The organism is Polaromonas sp. YR568, assembly GCF_943369675.1.
In the GTDB taxonomy this organism is placed as follows: Bacteria; Pseudomonadota; Gammaproteobacteria; order Burkholderiales; family Burkholderiaceae_C; genus Polaromonas.
Genome location: NZ_CALROB020000006.1, coordinates 56,502 through 77,496 on the forward strand (window position 1 = coordinate 56,502; position 20,995 = coordinate 77,496).

The 20,995-nt window shown below is 65.7% G+C and carries 21 protein-coding genes; 14 read left to right on the top strand and 7 right to left on the bottom strand.

The annotated features are described in order from the left end of the window. The first annotated feature begins 39 nt into the window (after positions 1 to 39). Positions 40 to 4,734, top strand: coding sequence for a beta strand repeat-containing protein (locus ACLV8F_RS04585; protein ID WP_411883063.1), 4,695 nt, complete (start codon positions 40 to 42; stop codon positions 4,732 to 4,734). A gap of 39 nt (positions 4,735 to 4,773) precedes the next feature. Here ACLV8F_RS04585 and ACLV8F_RS04590 read toward each other — a convergent pair whose 3' ends face one another. After that, positions 4,774 to 5,466: a C40 family peptidase gene (locus ACLV8F_RS04590; RefSeq protein ID WP_411883064.1), complete on the bottom strand. Its 693-nt coding sequence runs from the start codon at positions 5,464 to 5,466 to the stop codon at positions 4,774 to 4,776. A 238-nt stretch (positions 5,467 to 5,704) separates the two neighbouring features. On the opposite strand from ACLV8F_RS04590, the gene ACLV8F_RS04595 reads away from it, so the two are divergent. Further along, a complete protein-coding gene (locus tag ACLV8F_RS04595) occupies positions 5,705 to 6,853 on the top strand; it encodes a PQQ-dependent sugar dehydrogenase (RefSeq protein WP_411883065.1) in 1,149 nt (382 codons plus the stop codon). A 3-nt stretch (positions 6,854 to 6,856) separates the two neighbouring features. Here ACLV8F_RS04595 and ACLV8F_RS04600 read toward each other — a convergent pair whose 3' ends face one another. The 3 genes from ACLV8F_RS04600 to ACLV8F_RS04610 are packed head-to-tail and all read right to left on the bottom strand — an operon-like array spanning position 6,857 to position 8,447. Further along, complete coding sequence (locus ACLV8F_RS04600; RefSeq protein ID WP_411883066.1) at positions 6,857 to 7,339, bottom strand: RidA family protein; 483 nt, start codon at positions 7,337 to 7,339, stop codon at positions 6,857 to 6,859. Positions 7,340 to 7,382: 43 nt separating this feature from the next. Further along, complete coding sequence (locus tag ACLV8F_RS04605; RefSeq protein ID WP_411883067.1) at positions 7,383 to 8,030, bottom strand: LysE family translocator; 648 nt, start codon at positions 8,028 to 8,030, stop codon at positions 7,383 to 7,385. Between the two features lie 51 nt (positions 8,031 to 8,081). Further along, positions 8,082 to 8,447: a hypothetical protein gene (locus tag ACLV8F_RS04610; RefSeq protein ID WP_411883068.1), complete on the bottom strand. Its 366-nt coding sequence runs from the start codon at positions 8,445 to 8,447 to the stop codon at positions 8,082 to 8,084. Between the two features lie 190 nt (positions 8,448 to 8,637). On the opposite strand from ACLV8F_RS04610, the gene ACLV8F_RS04615 reads away from it, so the two are divergent. Then, positions 8,638 to 10,110, top strand: a complete 1,473-nt coding sequence (locus tag ACLV8F_RS04615) for a PLP-dependent aminotransferase family protein (protein ID WP_411883069.1) — start codon at positions 8,638 to 8,640, stop codon at positions 10,108 to 10,110. A 7-nt stretch (positions 10,111 to 10,117) separates the two neighbouring features. Here the strand turns inward: ACLV8F_RS04615 and ACLV8F_RS04620 are convergent, their stop codons facing one another. Further along, positions 10,118 to 10,768 carry a LysE family transporter gene (locus tag ACLV8F_RS04620; protein ID WP_411883070.1) on the bottom strand — a complete coding sequence of 217 codons (651 nt, stop codon included), beginning with the start codon at positions 10,766 to 10,768 and terminating at the stop codon, positions 10,118 to 10,120. 87 nt (positions 10,769 to 10,855) lie between these two features. Here ACLV8F_RS04620 and ACLV8F_RS04625 point away from each other — a divergent pair, with 87 nt between their 5' ends. From ACLV8F_RS04625 to ACLV8F_RS04640, 4 genes are read left to right on the top strand one after another with little or no spacing between them, the layout of a single operon-like run. Next, positions 10,856 to 11,659 (top strand): MlaE family ABC transporter permease, encoded by an 804-nt coding sequence (locus ACLV8F_RS04625; RefSeq protein ID WP_411883071.1) that lies wholly within the window; start codon positions 10,856 to 10,858, stop codon positions 11,657 to 11,659. Between the two features lie 21 nt (positions 11,660 to 11,680). After that, entirely contained in the window at positions 11,681 to 12,712 is a 1,032-nt protein-coding gene (locus tag ACLV8F_RS04630) for an MlaD family protein (protein WP_411883072.1), read from the top strand. After that, positions 12,709 to 13,383: a hypothetical protein gene (locus ACLV8F_RS04635; RefSeq protein WP_411883073.1), complete on the top strand. Its 675-nt coding sequence runs from the start codon at positions 12,709 to 12,711 to the stop codon at positions 13,381 to 13,383. The genes ACLV8F_RS04630 and ACLV8F_RS04635 overlap by 4 nt, the downstream gene beginning before the upstream one ends. Before the next feature lie 10 nt (positions 13,384 to 13,393). Further along, complete coding sequence (locus ACLV8F_RS04640; protein WP_411883074.1) at positions 13,394 to 13,699, top strand: hypothetical protein; 306 nt, start codon at positions 13,394 to 13,396, stop codon at positions 13,697 to 13,699. Positions 13,700 to 13,880: 181 nt separating this feature from the next. On the opposite strand, the gene ACLV8F_RS04645 is transcribed toward ACLV8F_RS04640, so the two are convergent. Then, positions 13,881 to 14,120, bottom strand: a complete 240-nt coding sequence (locus tag ACLV8F_RS04645; protein WP_411883075.1) for a hypothetical protein — start codon at positions 14,118 to 14,120, stop codon at positions 13,881 to 13,883. A gap of 147 nt (positions 14,121 to 14,267) precedes the next feature. On the opposite strand from ACLV8F_RS04645, the gene ACLV8F_RS04650 reads away from it, so the two are divergent. After that, a complete protein-coding gene (locus ACLV8F_RS04650) occupies positions 14,268 to 14,708 on the top strand; it encodes a nuclear transport factor 2 family protein (RefSeq protein WP_411883076.1) in 441 nt (146 codons plus the stop codon). 23 nt (positions 14,709 to 14,731) lie between these two features. Beyond that, positions 14,732 to 15,190 carry a MerR family transcriptional regulator gene (locus tag ACLV8F_RS04655; protein WP_411883077.1) on the top strand — a complete coding sequence of 153 codons (459 nt, stop codon included), beginning with the start codon at positions 14,732 to 14,734 and terminating at the stop codon, positions 15,188 to 15,190. On the opposite strand, the gene ACLV8F_RS04660 is transcribed toward ACLV8F_RS04655, so the two are convergent. Further along, positions 15,187 to 15,750 carry a TetR/AcrR family transcriptional regulator gene (locus tag ACLV8F_RS04660; RefSeq protein ID WP_411883078.1) on the bottom strand — a complete coding sequence of 188 codons (564 nt, stop codon included), beginning with the start codon at positions 15,748 to 15,750 and terminating at the stop codon, positions 15,187 to 15,189. The two genes, ACLV8F_RS04655 and ACLV8F_RS04660, sit on opposite strands and share 4 nt — an antisense overlap. A gap of 100 nt (positions 15,751 to 15,850) precedes the next feature. Here ACLV8F_RS04660 and ACLV8F_RS04665 point away from each other — a divergent pair, with 100 nt between their 5' ends. From ACLV8F_RS04665 to ACLV8F_RS04685, 5 genes are all read left to right on the top strand, one after another. After that, positions 15,851 to 16,318: a DUF1348 family protein gene (locus tag ACLV8F_RS04665; RefSeq protein ID WP_411883079.1), complete on the top strand. Its 468-nt coding sequence runs from the start codon at positions 15,851 to 15,853 to the stop codon at positions 16,316 to 16,318. A gap of 124 nt (positions 16,319 to 16,442) precedes the next feature. Next, a complete protein-coding gene (locus ACLV8F_RS04670; protein WP_411883080.1) occupies positions 16,443 to 16,967 on the top strand; it encodes a hypothetical protein in 525 nt (174 codons plus the stop codon). Beyond that, positions 16,964 to 18,220, top strand: a complete 1,257-nt coding sequence (locus ACLV8F_RS04675) for an Hsp70 family protein (RefSeq protein ID WP_411883081.1) — start codon at positions 16,964 to 16,966, stop codon at positions 18,218 to 18,220. Before ACLV8F_RS04670 ends, ACLV8F_RS04675 begins: the two co-directional genes overlap by 4 nt. Positions 18,221 to 18,363: 143 nt before the next feature. Continuing rightward, a complete protein-coding gene (locus ACLV8F_RS04680; RefSeq protein ID WP_411883082.1) occupies positions 18,364 to 20,517 on the top strand; it encodes a TonB-dependent receptor domain-containing protein in 2,154 nt (717 codons plus the stop codon). 138 nt (positions 20,518 to 20,655) lie between these two features. Beyond that, entirely contained in the window at positions 20,656 to 20,994 is a 339-nt protein-coding gene (locus tag ACLV8F_RS04685) for a helix-turn-helix domain-containing protein (RefSeq protein WP_411883083.1), read from the top strand. The last annotated feature ends 1 nt before the right edge of the window (position 20,995 follow it).

Genomic DNA, 20,995 nt, shown 5'->3' on the forward strand with positions numbered 1-20,995 from the left:
ACGCGTTCATGTTGTTCTTTGCTTTCAAGAGGTGATTCCATGCAAGCCAAGTCCCTTCCGCAGAACCTGCGCCCTCCTTCCCGGCGCAGGCCTTCCTTTGTCCTGAAAACCCTTCCGGCGGCGATCGCGCTGCTGTTCGCGCCGCCGGGCTGGACTGTAGACATCACCGGCGCGGCAGGCCTGCCGCAGAACGGCATGTTCGCCGGCGGCACAGTCTCGGGCTCGGTGTCGGGCAACCAGATGACCATCAACCAGAGCACCGACCGCGCCGTGCTGAACTGGGGCTCTTTCAACATAGCCGCCGGCAAGTCGGTGCAGATCGCCCAGCCGAATGCCGCGTCGGCCATCCTCAACCGCGTCACCGGGGACGCCAACGCCTCGCAAATCCTGGGCAGCCTGTCGGCCAACGGCATGGTGATGCTGATGAACCCCAACGGCGTGATGTTCGGGCAGGGCGCCGTGGTCAACGTGGGCTCGCTGATCGCGACGACGGGCAACATTGACGCCGACAACTTCATGAGCACCGGCGTCGCGCAGATCACCGGCGCCACGGGCAGTGTCATCAACGAGGGCAGCATCACCGCGCAGGGCGCGGGGCTGGTGGGGCTGGTCGCGCCGTCCGTCATCAACCGGGGCAGCATCATCGCCACAGGCGGCACGATTGCCCTGGGGGGCGTGACCGCCGGCACGGTCTCACTCAACGGCGGCCTGTATGAGTTCGCCATTGCGGGCGGTGCGACTGGCACGAACGTGACCAACGCGGCCGGCGCCACCCTGGAAGGCGCGACGTTGCGCCTCGGTGTCGGCGATGCGGCCAACCTGCTGTCGGGCGTGATCAACCTCGAAGGCGTGCAGCAGGCCAGCAATGCCATCGTGGTGAACGGCAATGCGGTGGTGCTCAAGTCGGCGCTGCAGGCGCCCAGCGTCAGCGGCAACTCCAACCACATCGACGTCTACGGCGGCGCGCGCATCCAGGATGCGGTGAACATCGCCAAGACCGGCACGCCCGGCGCGGGCGCCTCGGTCGACGTGCATGCGGGCAGCTACGCCGAGCAGGTCACGCTCAACAAGGCCAACATGACGCTGACAGGCCAGTCGGGCGCCAAGCTCGTGGTGCCCGACACCTCGGGCCAGCTCAACGGCATAGGCATCACCGCCAACAACGTGACGGTGACGGGGATGGAGATCGCCGGGCCCGCCAGCCAGCCTTACACCAGCTACGCCTGGGGAAACGGCATCACGCGCGGCATCGCGGTGGCCGACGGCGTCACCGGCTTCACGATCAGCAACAACAACATCCATGACGTGCGCAACGGCGTCCTGATCCACGGGCGCAACAGCACCGGCAGCGTCACCGGCAACCGCATCGAGAACACCAAGAGCGCCATCTCGGTGCAGTACACCGACGGCAGCGGCATCACCATCGCCGGCAACAGCCAGGGCCCGGTGGGCAACGAATGGGGGCTCAACCTGCACCTGAACGGCTACCTGTCCGGGGCTAACATCGTCAACAACCCCATCGCCGCGAGCCCGACCCTGGTCTGGCAGCAGGCCTTGCTGGCCTTGAGCGCGGCCAACGGCGGCTGGTCGGTGCAGGACCAGGGCTATACATCGTCGAACCGAACCCATGTCAACGTTTCCAACCTTAACTCCCTGCCCACCAACCAGGGCAGCCCGCTCGCCCCTTTGAACTCGGTGCAGGCCGGTGTGGACGCTGTGGTCACGGGCGGCATTGTGAACGTGGCGGCCGGCAATTACACCGGCAACGTCACCATCACCAAGGCGCTGACGCTGGATGGCGCGGGCATGGGGCAGACCATTTTGAAAGGAGCCTCGTCCACCAGCGGTGACGCGATAGCCATCAAGGCGTCCGGCGTCACCGTGTCGGACTTGTCGATCAACGATTCCTACTATGGGATTCACTTGAAGGACACGTCCAACAACATGACCATAGACCGCGTCGCCTTCAACAACAACAAGTACAGCGTGCGCAGCGCGGGGGACACCAAGGCGGACAACTTCCGCATGCTCAACAGCACCATCAGCGGCGGGGTGATCGGTTTCCAGACCTACAACAACTACGGCGCGGGCACCGGCAACGCCTCCTTCAAAAACGCGCTTTTCGAGAACGTCACGGTGGACGGCCCAAGCTACAAGGGCTTCTACTTTGAAACGGCCGACGACCTCACGCTGAGGAACGTCACCATCACCAACGCAGGCCACGTCGGGGACGACTCGCACCTGAACGGCGCGGCGATCGACGTCAACCTGAAATATGGCGCCTACGGTTCGATCAACTTCGACAACGTGGTGGTCAAAAATTCAGGCAATGCAAACAGCACAGCCGTGGTGATCAAGACGCGTGGTATCGCCGGCGACAGCAGCGATTACAGGCGTTCGCCGGCCAGCCTGCAAAGCGTCACCATCACCGGCGGCAGCATTGAGGATTCCGTCTCCGCCGGCATACGCTTTGAAACCCTGAGCAACGGCAGCGGCGGCCAGCCGACTGTGACCATCAACGGCACCCGGTTCAAGAACAACCACAATAACAATGACATCACGGTCGACGGCACCTCCGTCGACGCCCGCGGCGCCGTTTTCGTCGGCGCGGCGGACGGTTTCGCGATTGAAGACCGGGTGACCCATGCGCTGGACACCACCGGCCGCGGCCTGGTGACCTGGACGGACGGCAACGTCTACGTCACGCAAAACAGCGGCAGCATTCAGCGCGGGGTGGATGCCGTGGCCCTGGGCGGCACGGTGAACCTGGCCGGCGGCACCTATGTGCAGCCCACAACGCTCAAGATCAACCGCGGCGTGACCCTGGCAGGCTCGGGGCAGGGCGCCACCGTGATCGACGCTCGCGGCGTCAACAGCTACGGCATCAACGTGACGGCCGACAACGCCACCCTGCGCGACTTCACGCTCTACGGCCCGAGCGCCAACGTGGCATCGGCCTACGGCATCAAGGTGGCGCCGGACGGCGCCGCGTCAGCCCGGCTGCGCAACTTCACCATCCGCAACGTCACCAGCCGCGGCGCCGGCCGGGCCGAACTGGACCTCAACGGCGTCGACGGTGCGGTCATCGACAGCGTGACGGCCAACGGCGCGCTGGTGGGCAACGACGCCAGCAGCACGCAGGGCGCGGGCATCCAGCTGACCGACAGCGCCAATGTGACCATCACCAATTCGACCACCCGCAACAACGACTGGGGCGGCCTGGCGCTTTACCAGGCCAACCGCTCCTACAACCAGCAGATGAACAACATCACGGTGGATCGCAGCAACAGCTTCACCGAGCGCAACCCTGTCTACCTGCAGGACGAGTCGGCCAGCCGCGACTTCGGCGTGCTCAGCATCGCCGGCTTCGGCTTCGCCGTGCGCAACGCCAGCACGGCGGGCGGCAACAACCAGTACACCTGGCTGCAGGCCTCGCAGCAAAACGCCTACGACTACGCCGTCAACCTGGGCAGTTCGGCCTCCAGCTACGTGCAGGAATGGAACGGCGCGCGGGCCACGCAGGAGTTCCATGTGGGCATAGGCAACCTGCTGGGCGGCGGCACGCAGGCGCTGTCCATCAACACGGCCCTGGGCAACGCGGGCAGCGGCGCCAACATCCGCGTGGGTGCGGGCCCCTTTGCCGAGGATGTCGTGGTGAACAACCCCTACAACCTCTACTTCAGCGGCAGCACGCTGCGCAGCCTGGCGCTCAACGCCGGCGCAAGCGGTTCCGGCATAGGCGGCACGGTGACGGCCACCGGCACGGTGGCGCAAGACGGTGTGAGCGGCTTCCTGTTCAATGCCGGAGTACCCAAAAACGGGGAAACGGTCGCACCGGTCCGCCTGCTGGGCGACACGACGCTGGTTACCCTGGGCTCCGACATCACGATCAACGGCGACATTCAAAATGACGGCGGCACGGCGCGCGCGCTGAGCCTGTTCGCCGGCTCGGGCGCCAGGCGGGGTAATGTACATATGCTGATGGGCGGTAGCGAAGCCAACGCGCTGGGCCAGTTCACGGTGCTCTCCAACGGCTTCAACCTGGACAGCACGCTTTGGGTCAAGGGCTACGGCATCAACGCGCTGGGCAGCGTCGCGCTGGCCGACCACACGTTGCGCGGGCAGGATGCCGGCGCTACCAATACCCTGAACGCCGGCGGCAACGTGACCGGCTCGACGATCAGCCTGGGCGCCGTGCAGGTCATCAGCGGCGGGGATATCGTTGCCAATATCTCGGGCACCGACGTGGTTCTGAACGCCGAGGGGGATGTGAACTCGACCATAGAGGCCAGCCGTTCTGCGTCGGCGACGGGTGACACCGTTATTGTCAAGGTGATTGCGCCTACGCTGACGGTGCAGGCCGCCACTGAGGCCCAGATTTCCGGCTCGTCCGGCCAGATATCCATTGACGCGCCAAAAGGCACGGTCAGCGGCAACTTCGGTCAAGTCACCAATACAGGCAGCGGCCTGGTCGCCGTGAACGGCAAGCCCCAGGGCAACCAGCAACTGTCCTCCAACTCGGAAAACAACCGCGTGATTCCGAACGGCAACAACCTGGCTGAAGGTTCATCGGCCGATGAGCCCGCGCTTCAATTGGCCCAGGCCGGCATGCTGACGCTTGAAGGCGAGCCGGTCGTCGGCCGGAGTTCCCCATCCAATGCCGGTGAAGCGATCGACAACGGCGAGGCCGTGGAACTGGACATGTCGCCGAAGAACGAGCGCGAGAAGGAATAAGGGAAAAGAAGCCCCGCAGAGAGGGCGAAAAAAACCGGCTCAGCGCCGGTATTGTTCCTGTTGCAAGAGCTGCATGACCTGCTGCGCCTGCTGGCCTACCGCGAGTTGCGGTGCGGCGGTTTGCGCGGCCTGGATCTCCGGCGCGGACTGCGTCGTCAATGTTTGCGATGCCGTGCGCTGGGTTTCGGCGCCGGCGCCGCCCGGCGTCTGCACGCGGCGGGCGCCGTCAAAGCGGCGCTGCCAATAGCTCACGCTGAGGCTTTCGACGCGAACTTCGGCGCCGGGCTTGGGGGAGTGGATGAATTTGCCGTCACCGACATAAATACCGACATGGCTGAAAGCGCGGCGCATGGTGTTGAAAAACACGAGGTCGCCGGGCTGCAGCTCGTTTTTCTCGATGCGCTGGGTGGCCGCTGCCTGCTGTTCGGCGCGGCGCGGCAGCAGCAGGCCGACGCTTTGCTCGTAGATGGCCCGCACAAAACCGCTGCAGTCAAAACCGGTTTCCGCCGTGTTGCCGCCGCGCTTGTAGGGAACCCCCAGGAAACCCATGGCGTTGACCACAAGCTCGGAAGCCTTGTTGCTGACGCTTTGGCGGACGTGGTCAATCTTCGTGAGCAGGCCCTTGTCGGCCAGCAACTTGTCCATATCATCGCCAGAATTGCCCGGGGCCGCGTGCACGCCGGCTGCCAGCAGGGCAGAGGCAATGATGAGGGCAGGGGCAATTTTTCGCATGGCGCCTAGGATACTTGAAGGATTCGTCCTACGTCAACCTCATGTGGCTTCTCGATAACGTTTACAAGCCATTGATTTGTAACGAGTTTGTATGAGGGATAACCCTTCGTTATCTCGGGAATGGTATGTTTACATATGAAAGCGGCGGTTTGGCGGGGACTTGACCCTGCTTTCAGGTGCCGGCCCAGGGGCGCCCGGCACCGATCATTGCCCAGGCAACAAAACAGGGGATAGACCAATGCCATCAACGAAGTTTGCTTTATTTTTGATAGCAACTTGCCTGTTCAGCGCTCAGGCGCAGGCCCAGGGTGTCCGGCCTGAAACCGTGGCCGCCGGCCTGCAAAACCCCTGGGGCCTGGCTTTCCTGCCGGGCGGCCGTTTCCTGGTGACGGAGCGCCCGGGAAAATTGCGGGTGGTCGCGGCCGACGGCAAGCTGGCCGCGCCTGTGGCCGGCGTGCCGGAAGTCGCCGCCGGCGGGCAGGGCGGCTTGCTGGACGTGATCACCGACAGCGACTTTGCGCGCAACCGCATGGTTTATTTCTGCTTTTCCGAACCGGCGGCCACGGGCGGCGGCAACAGTACGGCATTGGCGCGGGCGACCTTGAGCGCCGACGAGACCCGGCTGGAGAACCTCAAAATCATCTTCAGCCAGAAGCCCAAGGTGGCCAGCACGGCCCACTTCGGTTGCCGCATCGTCGAAAGCCGGGCGGCCGGCAGCAACGGTGCAGCGGACGGCAAACTTTTCCTCACGCTGGGCGAGCGCTTTTCGCGCAAGGAAGACGCCCAGAAACTCGACAACCACCACGGCAAGATCGTACGCATCAACAAGGACGGTTCGGTGCCGCAAGACAACCCCTTCGTCGGCAAGGCCGGCGCGCTGCCTGAAATCTGGAGCTACGGTCACCGCAACGCCCAAGGCGCGACCTTGGCGCCCGACGGCACGTTCTGGATGCACGAGCACGGCCCGCAGGGCGGTGACGAAATCAACCTGCCCAAGGCCGGCGCCAACTATGGCTGGCCCGTCATCACCTACGGCGAGAACTACGGCGGCGGCAAGATGGGCGAGGGCCTCACCGAAAAGGCCGGCATGCAGCAGCCGCTGCATTACTGGGTGCCGTCGATTGCGCCTTCGGGCATGGCCTTTTTGACCAGCGAGCGCTACGGCAAGGCCTGGCAGGGCAACCTGTTTGTCGGTTCGCTCAAGTTCGGCTACCTGGACCGGATTGAGCTGTCGGCGCCTTTCACCGGCAAGGTGGTGCGCGAGAGCAAGCTGCTGGGCGACGTCGGCGAGCGTATCCGCGACGTGCGCCAGGGCCCGGACGGGCTGCTTTATGTACTGACCGACAACAACAACGGCAAATTGATCCGCCTGCTGCCGGGCGGCTGAAAACTAGTCCGGCGTGACGGCGGCGATCAGGTCCAGCTCGACCGCCGCATTCTTGGGAAGTTGCGCCACGCCCACCGAGGTGCGCGTATGCGTACCGGCCTTGCCCAGCACAGCATGCAGCAGGTCCGACGCGGCATCGGCCACCTCGCTTTGCTGCGTGAAATCTGCTGCGGACTGTGTGTAGACCGTGATGCGAAGAAGCTGTTCGATGCGGTCCAGGCTGCCCAGGCTTTGCCGCAGCAGCACCAGTGCGCGCATGGCGCACACCCTCGCGGCCGTCTGGGCCTGCGCCAGTGAAACCTCGGCGCCGGCCTTGCCGGTGACCACGACGGTGCTGCCCACGCGCGGCACCTGGCCGCTGACGTAGACCACGTCGCCGTGGCGCACGGTGGAGACGTAATTGCCGCCTATCTTGATCTCGCCGTCAAAGCGGTAGCCGAGGGCGGCTTCCTGGGCGGCAAAGCGGGCGTCGCGTGAGTCTTCCATGGGAGGGGCTTTCCTGGGTAGTTATATATAGAGGGGCAGGAATTCAGCTGGGGCTTTTGAGCCGCAGCAGGCTCAGCCCCAGCAGGCCGAAGGCGCCGCCGCAGATGCGGTTGAAGATGCGCGCCCGGCGCGGCGTGCCGAACCAGCGGTGCGTATGGCGTGCCAGCAGCACGTAGGTGATGTGGGACAGCAGCACGCAGGCGGCAAAGACGCTGGTCAGCGCCAGGAACTGCGGCAGCACCGGCGCTTCAGGGTGGATGAACTGGGGAAACAGCGCGGTGAAGAAGAGGATGCTCTTCGGGTTGGTCATCGCCACCAGCAGGCCCTGGCGGAACAGCGCGGCGTTGCTTTTGCCGGGCTGTTGCGACTGCTCCGACGGGTTCGGCAAGGGCGCGTCGAACATCGAGGTCTTGCTGGTCCACTGGCGCCAGCCGAGGTAAACCAGGTAAACCGCGCCCACGGTTTTGAGCACCGCGAACAGCCAGGCCGAGGTGTGCAGCAAGGTGCCCAGGCCCGCCATCGCCGCGGCCGAGACCGAGAACACGCCCAGCACGTTGCCGCTGGAACTCCACGCCGTCTTGCGCGGGCCCCAGGCCACGGCGTTCGAGACGGCGAGCAGGATACCCGGCCCCGGGCTCAGCGCGGTGACCAGCGAAATGGTGATGAACAAAAGCCAGGCGGAGGTGGTCATGGGTACGGGCGAAAGAGGGGAGGAGTGAGTATCGAATTTACCTTGCCCGGCTTAAACCGGTTTGGCGCTGCGGTATCGGCCACGCAGAGCCCGGGTGATTCCTGGAAAGCGGCTGAAGAAGGCCATGGCCGCCGAAAGCAGCGTTTCCCACTGGGGCGCGCGGGCCGGCTGGCTCAGGATGCAGGCCGCGCCGCCGTGCTGGGCGGTCACCGTGATCCAGCCGTCCTGGTGGACGGTGTGCGACTGCCCCGCCTCCAGCACCGCGTCGCTGCACACCACCTGCTCGCCCAGCCAGCGCGGCGCGCCCGTCACCAGCAGCGTGCCCGAGCTGCTGATCAGCGCACTGCCGGCTTTGCTGTGGAAGAACAGGGATTCACCGGCATCGAGGTCCAGGCGGCGGGAGGCGAGGTGTTTCATGGCGGCTCCATTCAGGGTTGGGCGAATCGGGGAAGGCATGCCGCAAGGTTAAGGAAAGCCACGGATTCCCGACAGATGCACCTGGGGCCTTTCTGTATCGGTACAGAAAGCCTTTTCTCCATCTGTTATGGTCTGGTTTCGCCTTATCTGTGGCTGTGTGGCGGCAGCCCCTTCACGGATCATTCAAGCCATGGACGTGCAAACCTTGACCCAAGCTTCGGCGCAACAACCGCTTTACCTGCGGCTTTCCAGCCACTACCGGCAAGCCATCCAGTCGGGCGTGCTGATGCCCGGCGAACGCATGCCTTCCGTCAGGGCGCTGACGCGGCTGCACCAGGTCAGCCTGTCCACCGCGGTGGAGGCCTGCCATACGCTGGAGGACGAAGGCCTGCTCGAAGCGCGGCCGCGCTCGGGCTACTTTGTGCTCAAGCGGCGGCGCACCGACCTGCAGCCGCCCAGCGAGCCCGAGTTCGGCCGCAAGCTGGACCCGGCCCAGTACGTCGGCATCCACGACCGTGTCTCCGACTTTGTCGCCAAGTGCGACTTCTACCCGCTGGTCACCAACCTCGCGGGCACCTACGGCTCACCCGAGATGTACCCCGCCGAGGCGCTCAAAAACGCCGCCACGCGAACCCTGCGCAAGCATCCGCACCTGCTGGTGACGGCGCCCGATTTCCTGCACGATTCGCCCCTCAATGCCGTGCTGGCCAAACGTGCGCTGGAGGCCGGCATGCAGCTGTCGCCCGAAGACATCCTGGTGACGCACGGCTGCATAGAGGCGCTCAACATCGCCCTGCGCGCGGTCGCGCAGCCTGGCGACACCGTCGCGGTGGAATCCCCGACCTATCACGGCCTCCTGCAAATCCTGGAAAGCCTGGGTTTGCGCGCGCTGGAAATCCCCACCAGCCCGCAACAGGGCATTTCCGTCGAGGCGCTGGACCTGGCCCTGCGCACGCACGACAGGGTGCGCGCGGTGGTGGTCATGCCCAATTTCCACAACCCGCTGGGCAGCGTGATGCCCGACAGCGAAAAAGAAAAGCTGGTGCGCCTGTGCGAGCGCCAGCAGGTCGCGCTGATCGAAGACGACACCTACGGCGCGATGGGTCCCGACGACGTGCCCCTCAAGGCCGCCAAGGCCTGGGACAACAGCGGCTCGGTGATTTATTGTGCCTCGCTGCGCAAGACTTTGGCGCCCGGCCTGCGCCTGGGCTGGATCGCCGGCGGCCGCTGGCAGGCCCGTATCCAGATGCTCAAGTACGCGCAAAGCCGCGCCAATGAGACCCTGGCCCAGCACGCCGTGGCCGAGTTCATGGCCTCCAGCGCCTATGACCGCCACATGGCCAGGCTGCGCCGTTTGCTCAATGCCCAGCGTGAGCAGATGGCCGAGGCCATCGCCGCGCATTTCCCGGCCGGCACCCGGCTGTCGGTGCCCCGGGGCAGCATGATGTTATGGGTGGAAATGCCGGCCGGCACCTCGGCGCAAGCCGTGTTCGACACCGCCATCAAGCAGGGCATACGCGTCGCACCGGGCTCGATGTTCTCCAACTCAAACCGCTTCGATAATTTCCTGCGCATCAGCAGTGGCGCGCCCTTTACCAGCCAGGCCAATGAGGCCTTGCGCACGCTGGCGGCCATCGTCTCGGCCGAAGCCGCGAAGGGCTGAAAAAAGGCTAGTGCGCTGCCGCGTGGCTGCGCTTGACGAAGAACAAACCCGCGCCGACAGCCATCAGCATGCCGCCGAACACCCGGTTCTGCAGCTTGATGGCGCGCGCATTCTTGAACAGCTTTTGCAGCCGGCTGGCCGCGAAGGCATAACCGTGCATCACCACGGTGTCCACCGCCACGGTCGTCAGCGCCATCACCAGCAGCTGCGGCCACAGGGGCCGGCTGGGGCTGATGAACTGCGGCAGCACTGCCACCATGAACAGAATGCCCTTGGGGTTGGTCACGTTGGTCAGCAGCCCGGTGAAGAAACGCCGCTTGGCCGACAGGCCGTTGGCATCCGCAGGTCCGGCCTCATCGCCCGCCGCAATCCCGTTGGACGAACGCCACTGCGCCCAGCCGATGTAGATGAGGTAGGCCGCGCCCAGGATTTTCACAACGCTGAAAGCCAGCTCAGACGCCACCAGCAGCGACCCCACACCCGCACCCGCCACCAGCAGGATGACCACCAGCCCAAACTGCAGGCCCGCAATCGTCGCGCGCGTGCGCCGCATGCCAAAACTCAGCCCATGGCTCATGGCCAGCACGGCGCCCGAGCCGGGGGACAGCGCGATCAGGATGGAGGCGAGGAAGTAGGCGGTCCAGGTGTCGAGGGCCATTTTTGAAGTACGGAAATAGGGAAGGGAGAGTGCGGAACGCCTGCCATCCTACAGGGGACTGGATAAGGCCGCAGGTATCATGCCCGGATGGCTTCCAAGGCATACGGGCATCCTCGACTCACGCAAACAGGCCGTGCGGCGCAGCAGTGGGTGATTGAGTGGTGGCGACTGGTGCACCTGGGGGCGCTGATCCTGGTGCTGACCTTGTCGCCTTCGAGTTACAGCCCGCAAAGCCGCGCGATTCTTTCGCGGCACATCTACATCAACACCGCGCCCATCCTGTTGTGGTTCACCGTGCTGTGTGCGCTGGTGACCGTGGTGCTGACGCGCATCGTGCTGGTGACGGCGCTCAGTTACGGGCTTTCGCAGTACGCGCTGCAGGTGGTGATCCGGGTGCTGGTGCTGGAGCTGATTCCGCTGACGGCGGCGTTGTTTGTGGCGCTGCGTTGCACGATTCCCGACGGCGCCGAACTGACGGCCATGCAGGCCAGCGGCGAGCTGGACGAAATGCGGCGGCGCGGCGTGGAGCCGGTGCGGCGCGAGGTGCTGCCGCGTGTGGTGGCGGGCATGTTCTCGGGCATCACGCTGGCGGCGCTCAGCTGCGTGGTGGCGCTGGTGGTGGCCTATATCGCGTCCTACGGCTTTGCGCTGTCGGGCCTGCCGGCCTATACGCGGCTCTTTGGCCAGGTGTTCAGCCCGGCGGTCACGCTGATCTTTGTGCTCAAGACCCTGTTTTTCTGCCTGGCCGTGTCGCTGATTCCCATGGCCTCGGCGCTGTACGGCATGTCGGAAGCCAGCGTGCGCACCAGTGCCGAGATGCGCGGGCTGGTGCGCATGTTCGCGGTGATCTTGCTGATCGAAGTGGCTTCGCTGGTCGGCAATTACTATTGACCTCACAAAAAAGTACACCCCATGAGTTCAACCCAAGACAATCCCAACCCGTCACCGCCGCCCGGCCGGCCGGACCCGCTGCAGCCTTCGCGCGAGACGGAGTCCTCGCCGGCCGAAATCGCCAACCTGGAGTTCAAGGCCAGGCTGCTGCTGCTCTTCATGCTGCTGCTGGTGTGCGGCTCGGCCCTGTACGTGATGTATGCGCGCGGCGCGTTTGAATCCACCCAGCGCCTGGTGCTGATCGCCGACGACTCCGAAGGCGTGGTGGTCGGCATGGACCTGACCTTCTCGGGTTTCCCGATAGGCCGCGTCAAGCGCATCGAACTGGCGGAAGACGGCAAGGCCCGCATCCTGGTGGACGTGGCCGCCAAGGACGCCCACTGGCTGCGCACCTCCAGCGTCTTCACGCTGGTGCGGGGCCTGGTGGGCGGCACCAACATCCGCGCCTATACCGGGTTGCTGAACGACCCGCCGTTGCCCGAGGGCGCGGAGCGCACGGTGCTGTTGGGCGATGCCGGCGCCGAGGTGCCCAAGGTGATCGCCGCCGCCAAGGACCTGATCGAAAACCTCAACACGTTGACCGGCAGCGGCGGCGCGGTGGGCACCAGCCTGGCCAACCTGCAGACGCTGACCGAGCGCCTCAACGGCCCGGGCGGCGCGCTCACGGTGCTGCTGGGCAGCGAGGCCGAGGCGAAGAAGTTCGCCGCCACGCTGGACCGCACGAATTCGCTGCTCGCCCGGCTGGATACGCTGGCGGCAAAGACGGACACCCAGGTGTTCGGCGACAAGGGCCTGATGCCCGAAACCCGCGCGACCGTGGTGCAGCTTAATGCCATGCTGGGCGAGGCGCGCACCAGCCTCAAGAAGGTCGATGCACTGCTGCAGGACGCCCAGGCCGTTACGCGCAACGCCAAGGTGGCCACCGACGACCTGGGCGCGCTGCGCGCCGACGTCGAGGCCAGCCTGCGCAAGGTGGAAGGCCTGATCAACGAAATCAGCCGCAAATGGCCATTTGCCAAGGGCGCGAGCGAGGCGGAGATGAAACTGCCATGAACACCACCGCCCTGAAACCCGCCATATTGTTGCTGACCGCCGGGCTGCTGGCAGCTTGCTCCAGCGGCCCGCGCGCGCCGGACTGGCAGCTTGAAGCCAAGGGCTCGATGGACCGTTCCGTCGCCGCCTATATGGAAGGTAACAGCCGCGTGGAGATGGCGGAGCTGGAACGCGCGCGCGGCCAGCTTACGCGATCCGGTCGCGCTGATCTGCTGGCCACGGCCGAGTTGCTGCACTGCGCTACACGCGTTGCCAGCCTGGTGCTGGACGAGCCCTGCAGCGCCTTTGAAAAATTGCGCCCCGACGCCACCGAGGCCCAGCGTGCCTACGCCGATTACCTCAAGGGCCAGGTGCAGCCGCAGGCTGTTGCGCTGCTGCCCGAAGCCCAGCGCAGCGCCGCGGCCGGTAACGCGGGCGCACTGGCCGGCATCACCGACCCGCTGTCGAAACTGGTGGCGGCCGGTGTGTTGCTGCAAACCGGCAAGGCAGACCCGGCGGTGATCAGCCAGGCGATAGGGACCGCATCGGCCCAGGGCTGGCGGCGCCCGCTGCTGGCCTGGCTGGGCGTGGAGCTGCGCCGGGCGGAGCAGGGCGGCAACACGGCCGAAGCCGACCGCCTTCGCCGCCGCATCGCGCTGACGCAAAACGCGCCTGCGCCCGTGACGCCATGAGGGATGCACTGTGAGTTACCGGCTCAGGCTGTATGCCTACGAAGACGCGTCGGAAGGCGAATTGCAGGCGGCCGAGCAGCGCTTCCGCACGGCGCTGGAGGCCACGTTGGGCCATGAAAGCCTGGTGCTGCCGGTGTACACGGCCTATATGCGGCTGCTGGCCACCTATGGCGAGGCGCCCGGGGAAGACGTGTTGTCCCCTGAGGAGCTGGAGGTGTTCAGCCAGTGGCAGGCGGCGGAACTGGCCGCCGTGACCGCGGCGCTGGGACCGAATCGTTATATGGGGGATGCGCAGTTCGAGATCCGGCCGGCTTAGGGCCTGCCAGCAACCTCCCTTGGAATCTTGCTCCCTCTCCCTCTGGGAGAGGGCAGGGGTGAGGGCAGCGGCCTATGGATGAGCCGGTGCGACTTTTATTGCCGCTAGCCCTCACCCCAACCCTCTCCCAGGGGGGAGAGGGGGTAAAACGGGGGAGCTGGTTCCTGGCTTCTGGAGCGCCTCAGGGCGAGCGGCTGAGCCGCGGCGAGGCCAGTGCCTGCAACTGGTCGGAAATCGCGGTGTCGACAGCAGCCAGCTGCTTGAGCAGCTGCGCTTTTTCAAGCGCGGCATGCAGCTGGCGCAAATCCTTGCTGCTGGTGGTTGCCTTGATCTGGGCGAGCGCCGCCGTGGTGTTGCCGGTTTTAAGCACCGCCAGCATTTTGCTGACCCATTCGCTGGTCGCAGGTCGTTTCTGGTTCATGGGGCATTGTAGGGTTGCCCTGCAAAACAACAACGCCGCCATGGCGGGGCTTGACCTTGAGTGCACTCAAGGTTTTCCAATTCCTTCAAGCCCTCGCAAATTGCCGGGCCCCACACCCGGTGTGACGGGCATCCAGGGAGCTTCCCCATGAGCACAACATCTACCACCACCACCGACGCCAACAGGCAGCGCATGCGCCAGGTCATGGCCGAACTCGACAAAGGCAACGGCAAGCCTTTTGTCGACGCAATGGCCGACGATTTTTCATGGACCATCCCGGGCGACACGCCCTGGTCGCGCACCTACAGCGGCAAGCAGGTGGTCCTTGGCGAACTGTTGCGGCCGCTGTATGCCCAGTTCGCCACGCCTTACGTCAGCACCACGCGCCGCGTGATGGCCGACGGCGACATGGTCATCATTGAATTTGAAGGCCGGGTCACCACCAAGGCCGGCAAGGCCTATAACAACCGCTATTGCTACGTCTGCCGCATGGAGGGCGGGCAGATGAAGGAACTCATGGAGTACTTCGACACGGCGCTGGTCAGTGCAGCGCTCGAGGCGCCTTCATCTCCGGCCCTTGCCGCCTGAGCGACAACTTCATACAGTGATGCATGGCTGAAACCTTCATGATCGGGCAACTCGCCGCGCGCACCGGGCGCAGCGTGCACACCATACGCTGGTACGAGGCGCAGGGCCTGATCCCCGGCGTGGCACGCGACGGCGGGCGCCGCCGGGTGTACGGCGAGTTGCACATCAGCTGGCTGGACCTGATGGACAGGTTGCGGCGCACCGGCATGTCGATCGCCGAAATGCGCGAGTACACGGCGCTGGTCAAACAGGGCAGCAACACGCTGGCCAGGCGGCAGGCGCTGCTGTCGGCGCACCGCGAGCAGGTCAAGGACATGATTGCCGAGTGGCAGCTGGCGCTCAAGCTGCTGGACAGCAAGATCGATTTTTATGACGAGTGGGTCGCTTCGGGCAAACGGCCGGCGGTGAAGGTTCCGGAGCGCGCGGGCGCCGCGCTCAAATCCCGGCCCAAGGAGAAAACGCGGCGGACCGTGAAGGTTTAGGCCGCCGGGGAACCCAGCGCCTCCAGCAGCAAACGCAAGCCGGCCAGCGCCGATTCGCCGCCTTCGATCTGCGCCCGCACGATGGCGCCGTCAACGGCCAGCGCCGCCGCGCCGGCGCCGGCTTGCTGGCCTGGGCCGGCGGGCAGCAGGCCGGCAATCACCTGTTCCATGTCCCGTTTGTGGTTTTGCACGATGTGCGTCACCTCGGGCTGCGAGGCGCCGACTTCGGCAATGGCATTGATAAAAGCGCAGCCGCGAAACAGCGGGTCGGCAAACCATTCAGCCAGCGTGGGCACCAGCGGCGCCAGGCCGCCGCCCGCCACCGCGCCGTGCCGCCCCAGCGCATCGACAAACCAGGCCATCCAGCGCTCGTGCCGGTAGTCCAGGAAGGTGCGGATCAGTTCGTCCTTGCTGGGAAAGCAGCGGTAGAAGGTGAGTTTGGCCACGCCGGACTCGGCAATGATGCGGTCAATGCCGGTGGCGCGCAGGCCGTCGCGGTAAAAAAGGTCGTGCGCGGTGAGCAGGATGCGCTCGCGCGGGGAAGGGGCTGGAAGGTCCATTCGGGTGATTGTAGACAGACTTGTCTACCTGTGCCAGAATTCCCGCATGTAGACAAACCTGTCTACCGTTTTCCCCTCCCTTCATTCAAAGGACAAAACCATGGAAACCCGGCCACCCCTCCCGCCTTTCACCCCCGAAACCGCCGCGCAGAAAGTCCGCGCCGCCGAAGACGGCTGGAACACGCGCGACCCGCAGCGCGTGTCGATGGCTTACACGGCGCAAAGCCGCTGGCGCAACCGCGCCGAGTTCATCACCGGCCGCGAGGAAATCGTGGGCCTGCTGTCGCGCAAATGGGCGCGCGAGCTGGACTACCGCCTCATCAAGGAACTGTGGGCCTTTGCCGGCAACCGCATTGCCGTGCGTTTTGCCTACGAGTGGCATGACGATGCGGGCAACTGGTTCCGCTCTTACGGCAATGAGAACTGGGAGTTCGACGAAAACGGCCTGATGGCGGTGCGCCACGCAAGCATCAACGACCTGCCGATCAAGGAAGCCGACCGCAAATTCCACTGGCCGCTGGGCCGCCGTCCCGACGACCATCCCAGCCTGAGCGACCTGGGGATGTAGGGGTTTTGTGCACGGGCTGTAAAATCCGGGTCCCCCATGCGCACCGTGTTGTTTGAAGGCGGTGCGTGACCCTGATGAATATGCCCCCGGCCTCCGGCGGGCAACTGACCCGAGTGACAGCGCTTTGACCGACTCCCACACCCCGCCGGCCGGCCCGGACCACGAATCCCCCCACGACGAACAGCCCACCCTCCAGGAGCCGCGGCTTTGGCGCGGCGACGGCTGGACGGCCAAAGTCATCAAGAACGAAGACGACGACGGCTGGGCCGTCGCGATGATCAAGGACGGCGAGCCCGAGCCCGCGCTGGTCGGCCCCTGGACCATGGGCCGCGACAAGAAAAATCCCAAGCCGCTGGATGGCCCGGCCTTCAGCACGCTGGTCAAGACCGCTTCGGAATTTGTCCGCCGGCATGAGCAGCAACTGCACGCCACGCTGCACCAAAGCATCACGGTGACGGCCGGCGCGGCGCGCGTCACCGTTTCGCTGGACATCGTTCCCGACGAGGACAACCCGCACGGCCTGCTCAGCGCCGCCGACGAAACCGGCGAGCCGCTGGCGCAGGTGCGCGTGGCGCCGTCCTTCAAGCTCAACCGCGCCAGCGCCGTCGCCTGGGCAGAGAACGGCTTCGCCAAGCCGGCAGGCCGGTGAGCGCCGCCCCGGCCTGCGGGATCGACTTCGGCACCTCCAACTCGACGGCGGGCTGGAGCCGGCCCGGGCTGCCCGCGCTGCTGCCGCTGGAAGGCGGCAAGGCCACGCTGCCTTCGGTGGTGTTCTTCCATGCCGAGGACGAACACGTGAGCTACGGCCGCGCCGCGCTGGCCGATTACCTGGCGGGCTACGAAGGGCGGCTGATGCGCTCGCTCAAAAGCCTGCTGGGCACGTCCATGATCGACGACCACACCGAGGTCGCCGGCCGCGCGCTGCCGTTTCGTGTGCTGCTGGCGCAGTTCATCGGCGAGCTCAAGCACCGCGCTGAAAAAGCCGCGGACCAGCCATTTACCCGCGCGGTGCTGGGCCGCCCGGTGTTCTTTGTGGACGACGACGCCGCGGCCGACAAGAAAGCCGAAAACACCCTGGCCGAGATCGCCCATGCGGTCGGCCTGAAAGACATCGCATTCCAGTACGAACCGATCGCCGCGGCCTTCGACTACGAGTCGCAGATCCGGCGCGAAGAACTGGTGCTGGTGGTGGACATAGGCGGCGGCACGTCCGACTTCGCGCTGGTGCGCCTGTCGCCCGAGCGCGCGAAAAAAGCCGAGCGCCGCGACGACATCCTGGCCAGCGGCGGCGTGCACATAGGCGGCACTGACTTCGACAAATACCTGAGCCTGGCCAGCGTCATGCCCACGCTGGGCTTGGGCAGCCGGCTGGTGAGCGGGCTGGAAGTGCCCTCGGCCCAGTATTTCAACCTGGCGACCTGGCACACCATCAACCAGGTCTACAGCAAGAAGTCCTGGACGCAGATCAGCGACATCCGCCGCGGCGCGGTCGACAAGGACAAGCTGGACCGGCTGCAGAACCTGGTGCGCGAGCGCGCCGGCCACTGGCTCGCGATGCAGGTCGAGGCGGCCAAGATCGCGCTGTCCGATGCGCCTGAGGCCGTCATGGACCTGGGGCGCATCGCGCCGGGCGAGACACTTACCCTGCACCGGCCCGATTTTGACGGCGCCATCGGCGAGCTGGTGGACACGGTGTCGCGCACCGTCATGGCGCTGCTCAAGGATGCCGGCGTGAGCGGGGACGAGATCGACACGGTGTTCTTCACCGGCGGCTCCAGCGGCGTGCCCTTGCTGCGCGAGCAGATCTCCGCGCTGCTGCCGCAGGCCCGCAGTGTGGAAGGCGACCGCTTCGGCAGCATCGGCGCCGGGCTGGCGCTGGACGCGGTGCGCAAGTTCGGCTGAGGGCTTCTTGCTCCCTCTCCCAGAGGAAGAGGGGACAAAACTGTTTTTGCGGCTTCGGCCTACAGCCCAGCGGTGGCAAGGCGCGCGATGGCACGCTACGATGGCTCGGCCCAGCCCATCGCTTGCCAACCGAACCCGCCTTCATGCCCCCTCGCCTCCGCACCTCAGCCTTTCCTGTCTTGCCGAGGCCTGCGAAGCTGGTGATGTTCCTGGCGCCCTGGCTCAGCGCCGCGGCGCTGGCCCAATCGCTCGCGCCGGTCACCGTCACCGCCACCCGCACCGAACTTCCTCCTTTCGAGGTGCCGGCGTCAGTCGACGTCATTGATGGCGAGCGGCTTCGGGCCGACGGCCGGGCGCAACTGAATCTTTCCGAAAGCCTGGCGCTCACACCCGGCGTGCTGGCGCGCGACCGGCAGAACCAGGCGCAGGACCTGCAGCTCTCGGTGCGCGGCTTCGGCGCGCGTTCCACCTTCGGCGTGCGCGGGGTTCGCATTTATGTCGACGGCATCCCGGCCACCATGCCCGACGGGCAAGGCCAGCTCTCGCACGTCGACCTGGGCTCGGCCAGCCGGGTGGAGGTGCTGCGCGGGCCGTTTTCCGCGCTCTACGGCAACTCGTCGGGCGGCGTTGTGCAGGTCTTCACCGAAGAGGGGCAGGGCCCTTTCACGATGACGCCCAGCCTGGCCTGGGGCAGCGACGGTTTTTACCGAAACGGCCTGAAAGCCACAGGCAGCACCGGTTCACTGGGCTACACCCTGAACGCCAGCCGCTTCGGCGGCGACGGGTTCCGCGCGTACAGCGCGGCGCAGCGCGAGCTGGCCAATGCGCGCCTCGACTGGCGGCTGGCCAACGACGGGCAACTCACGCTGGTGGCCAACCACGTGGACCTGCGCGCCGACGACCCGTTGGGCCTGAGCCGCGCGCAGTTCGATACCGCGCCGCAAAGCGCCGATCCTTCGGCCACCCAATTCAATACGCGCAAAACCGTGCGCCAGACGCAGCTGGGCCTGGTCTACGAGCAGCCGCTGGGCGGCGGCAACCGGCTGCGGGCCATGGTCTACCAGGGCCAGCGCGCCACGGTGCAATACCAGGCGATTCCGGTGGCGGCGCAACTCAGCCCGCTGCATCCAGGCGGCGTGATCGACCTGAACCGTTCCTATGGCGGCGCGGACGTGCGCGTGACCGCACAGGCCCACCTCGGCGAGCTGCCGCTGGAACTGGTGGCGGGCCTGGCCTATGACAGCCTGCGTGAACGCCGCCTGGGCTACCAGAACTTCAGCGGCGCCACCCTGGGTGTGCAGGGCGCCTTGCGCCGCGACGAGGACAACCGCGTCAGCAGTCTGGACCCATATGCCCAGGCCACCCTCAAGCTTTCGCCGCGCTGGACGCTGCACGCGGGCCTGCGCCGCAGCACGGTGCGCTTCGACTCGGCCGACCACTATGTGGCGGGCCCCAACGGCGACGACAGCGGCAGCGCGCGTTACAGCGCCACCTTGCCCGTGGCGGGCCTGCTGTATGCACCCGCCGACAACCTGCGCCTGTACGCCACGGCCGGCAAGGGCTTTGAAACCCCGACCCTCAACGAAACCGCCTACCGCGCCGATGGTTCGACCGGGCTCAACCTGGGCTTGAAGCCTTCGCGCAGCAACAACCTGGAGGCGGGCGCCAAATGGCGCACGCCGACCGGCGCATCCACCCGGCTGGAATGGAGCGCTGCCGTCTTCCAGACCGCCACGCAGGACGAAATCGTGAGCCAGACCAATGTGGGCGGGCGCAGCACTTTCCAGAATGCGGGCGCGACCCGGCGCCGCGGGCTGGAGCTGGCCTCCAGCCTGGACTTGCCCGGCAACTGGCTGGTGCAGCTTTCCTACACCTGGCTGGATGCGCGTTACCGCGATGCGTTTTTGACCTGCGCGGCCACGCCCTGCGCCACGCCGAATGTGGCCGTGCCTGCCGGCAACCGCATTCCCGGCATTGCGCGCACGGCCCTGGCGCTGGAAGCCGGCTGGCGCCCGGCGCGGGGATGGCGCGGGGGTGTGGAGGCGCGCTATCTGGGCAAGGTGCCTGTCAACGACCTCAATTCGGACGCGGCCGCTTCGTTTGCCGTCGCGGCGGCGCATGTGGGCTACGCCGTAGAGGCCTCCGGCTGGAAGCTGCTGGGCACGCTGCGGCTGGACAACCTGCTCGACAAAAAGTACGCGGGCTCCGTCATCGTGAATGAGGGCAATGGCCGTTACTTCGAGCCCGCCGCGGGACGGACCTGGCTGCTGTCGCTGACGGGCAGCTACGCGTTTTAGTGCCTTCCGCTGCGGCTTAAGCCCGAACAAAGTTTATAAAACTATCTTTTTCGTTATAAAAGATAGTTTTATATGTAAAATGAGTGAGGAAATCGATACAATACCATTGTTGATACTTAAAACGATATTTTTATATCTATGAAAACACTCTCTGCCATCGCCAACCATCTGGAAGATGAGCGGCGGCGTTTGATGCTGGACTACCAGGCCCTGGCCGAAAGAACGGGCCTCACACCGCTGTCCGTGCGCAACATCCTGCAGGGCCGGACCGCGCCGCGCGTCACCACGCTGATGGCCATCGCCGACCAACTGGGCCTGGAGCTGCTGCTACTGCCCAAGGTCGTGGCAACGGGCTTGCAGGCCCACAGCGTTGAAGAGCCCGCGCCGCCCGCCTTGTCGCGGGTGGACCGCATCGTGGCGGAGACCTCGCAGCTCGCCGCCGCCGCGGCCGGCGGAAAGAAAACCAAAGGCGTTTGAC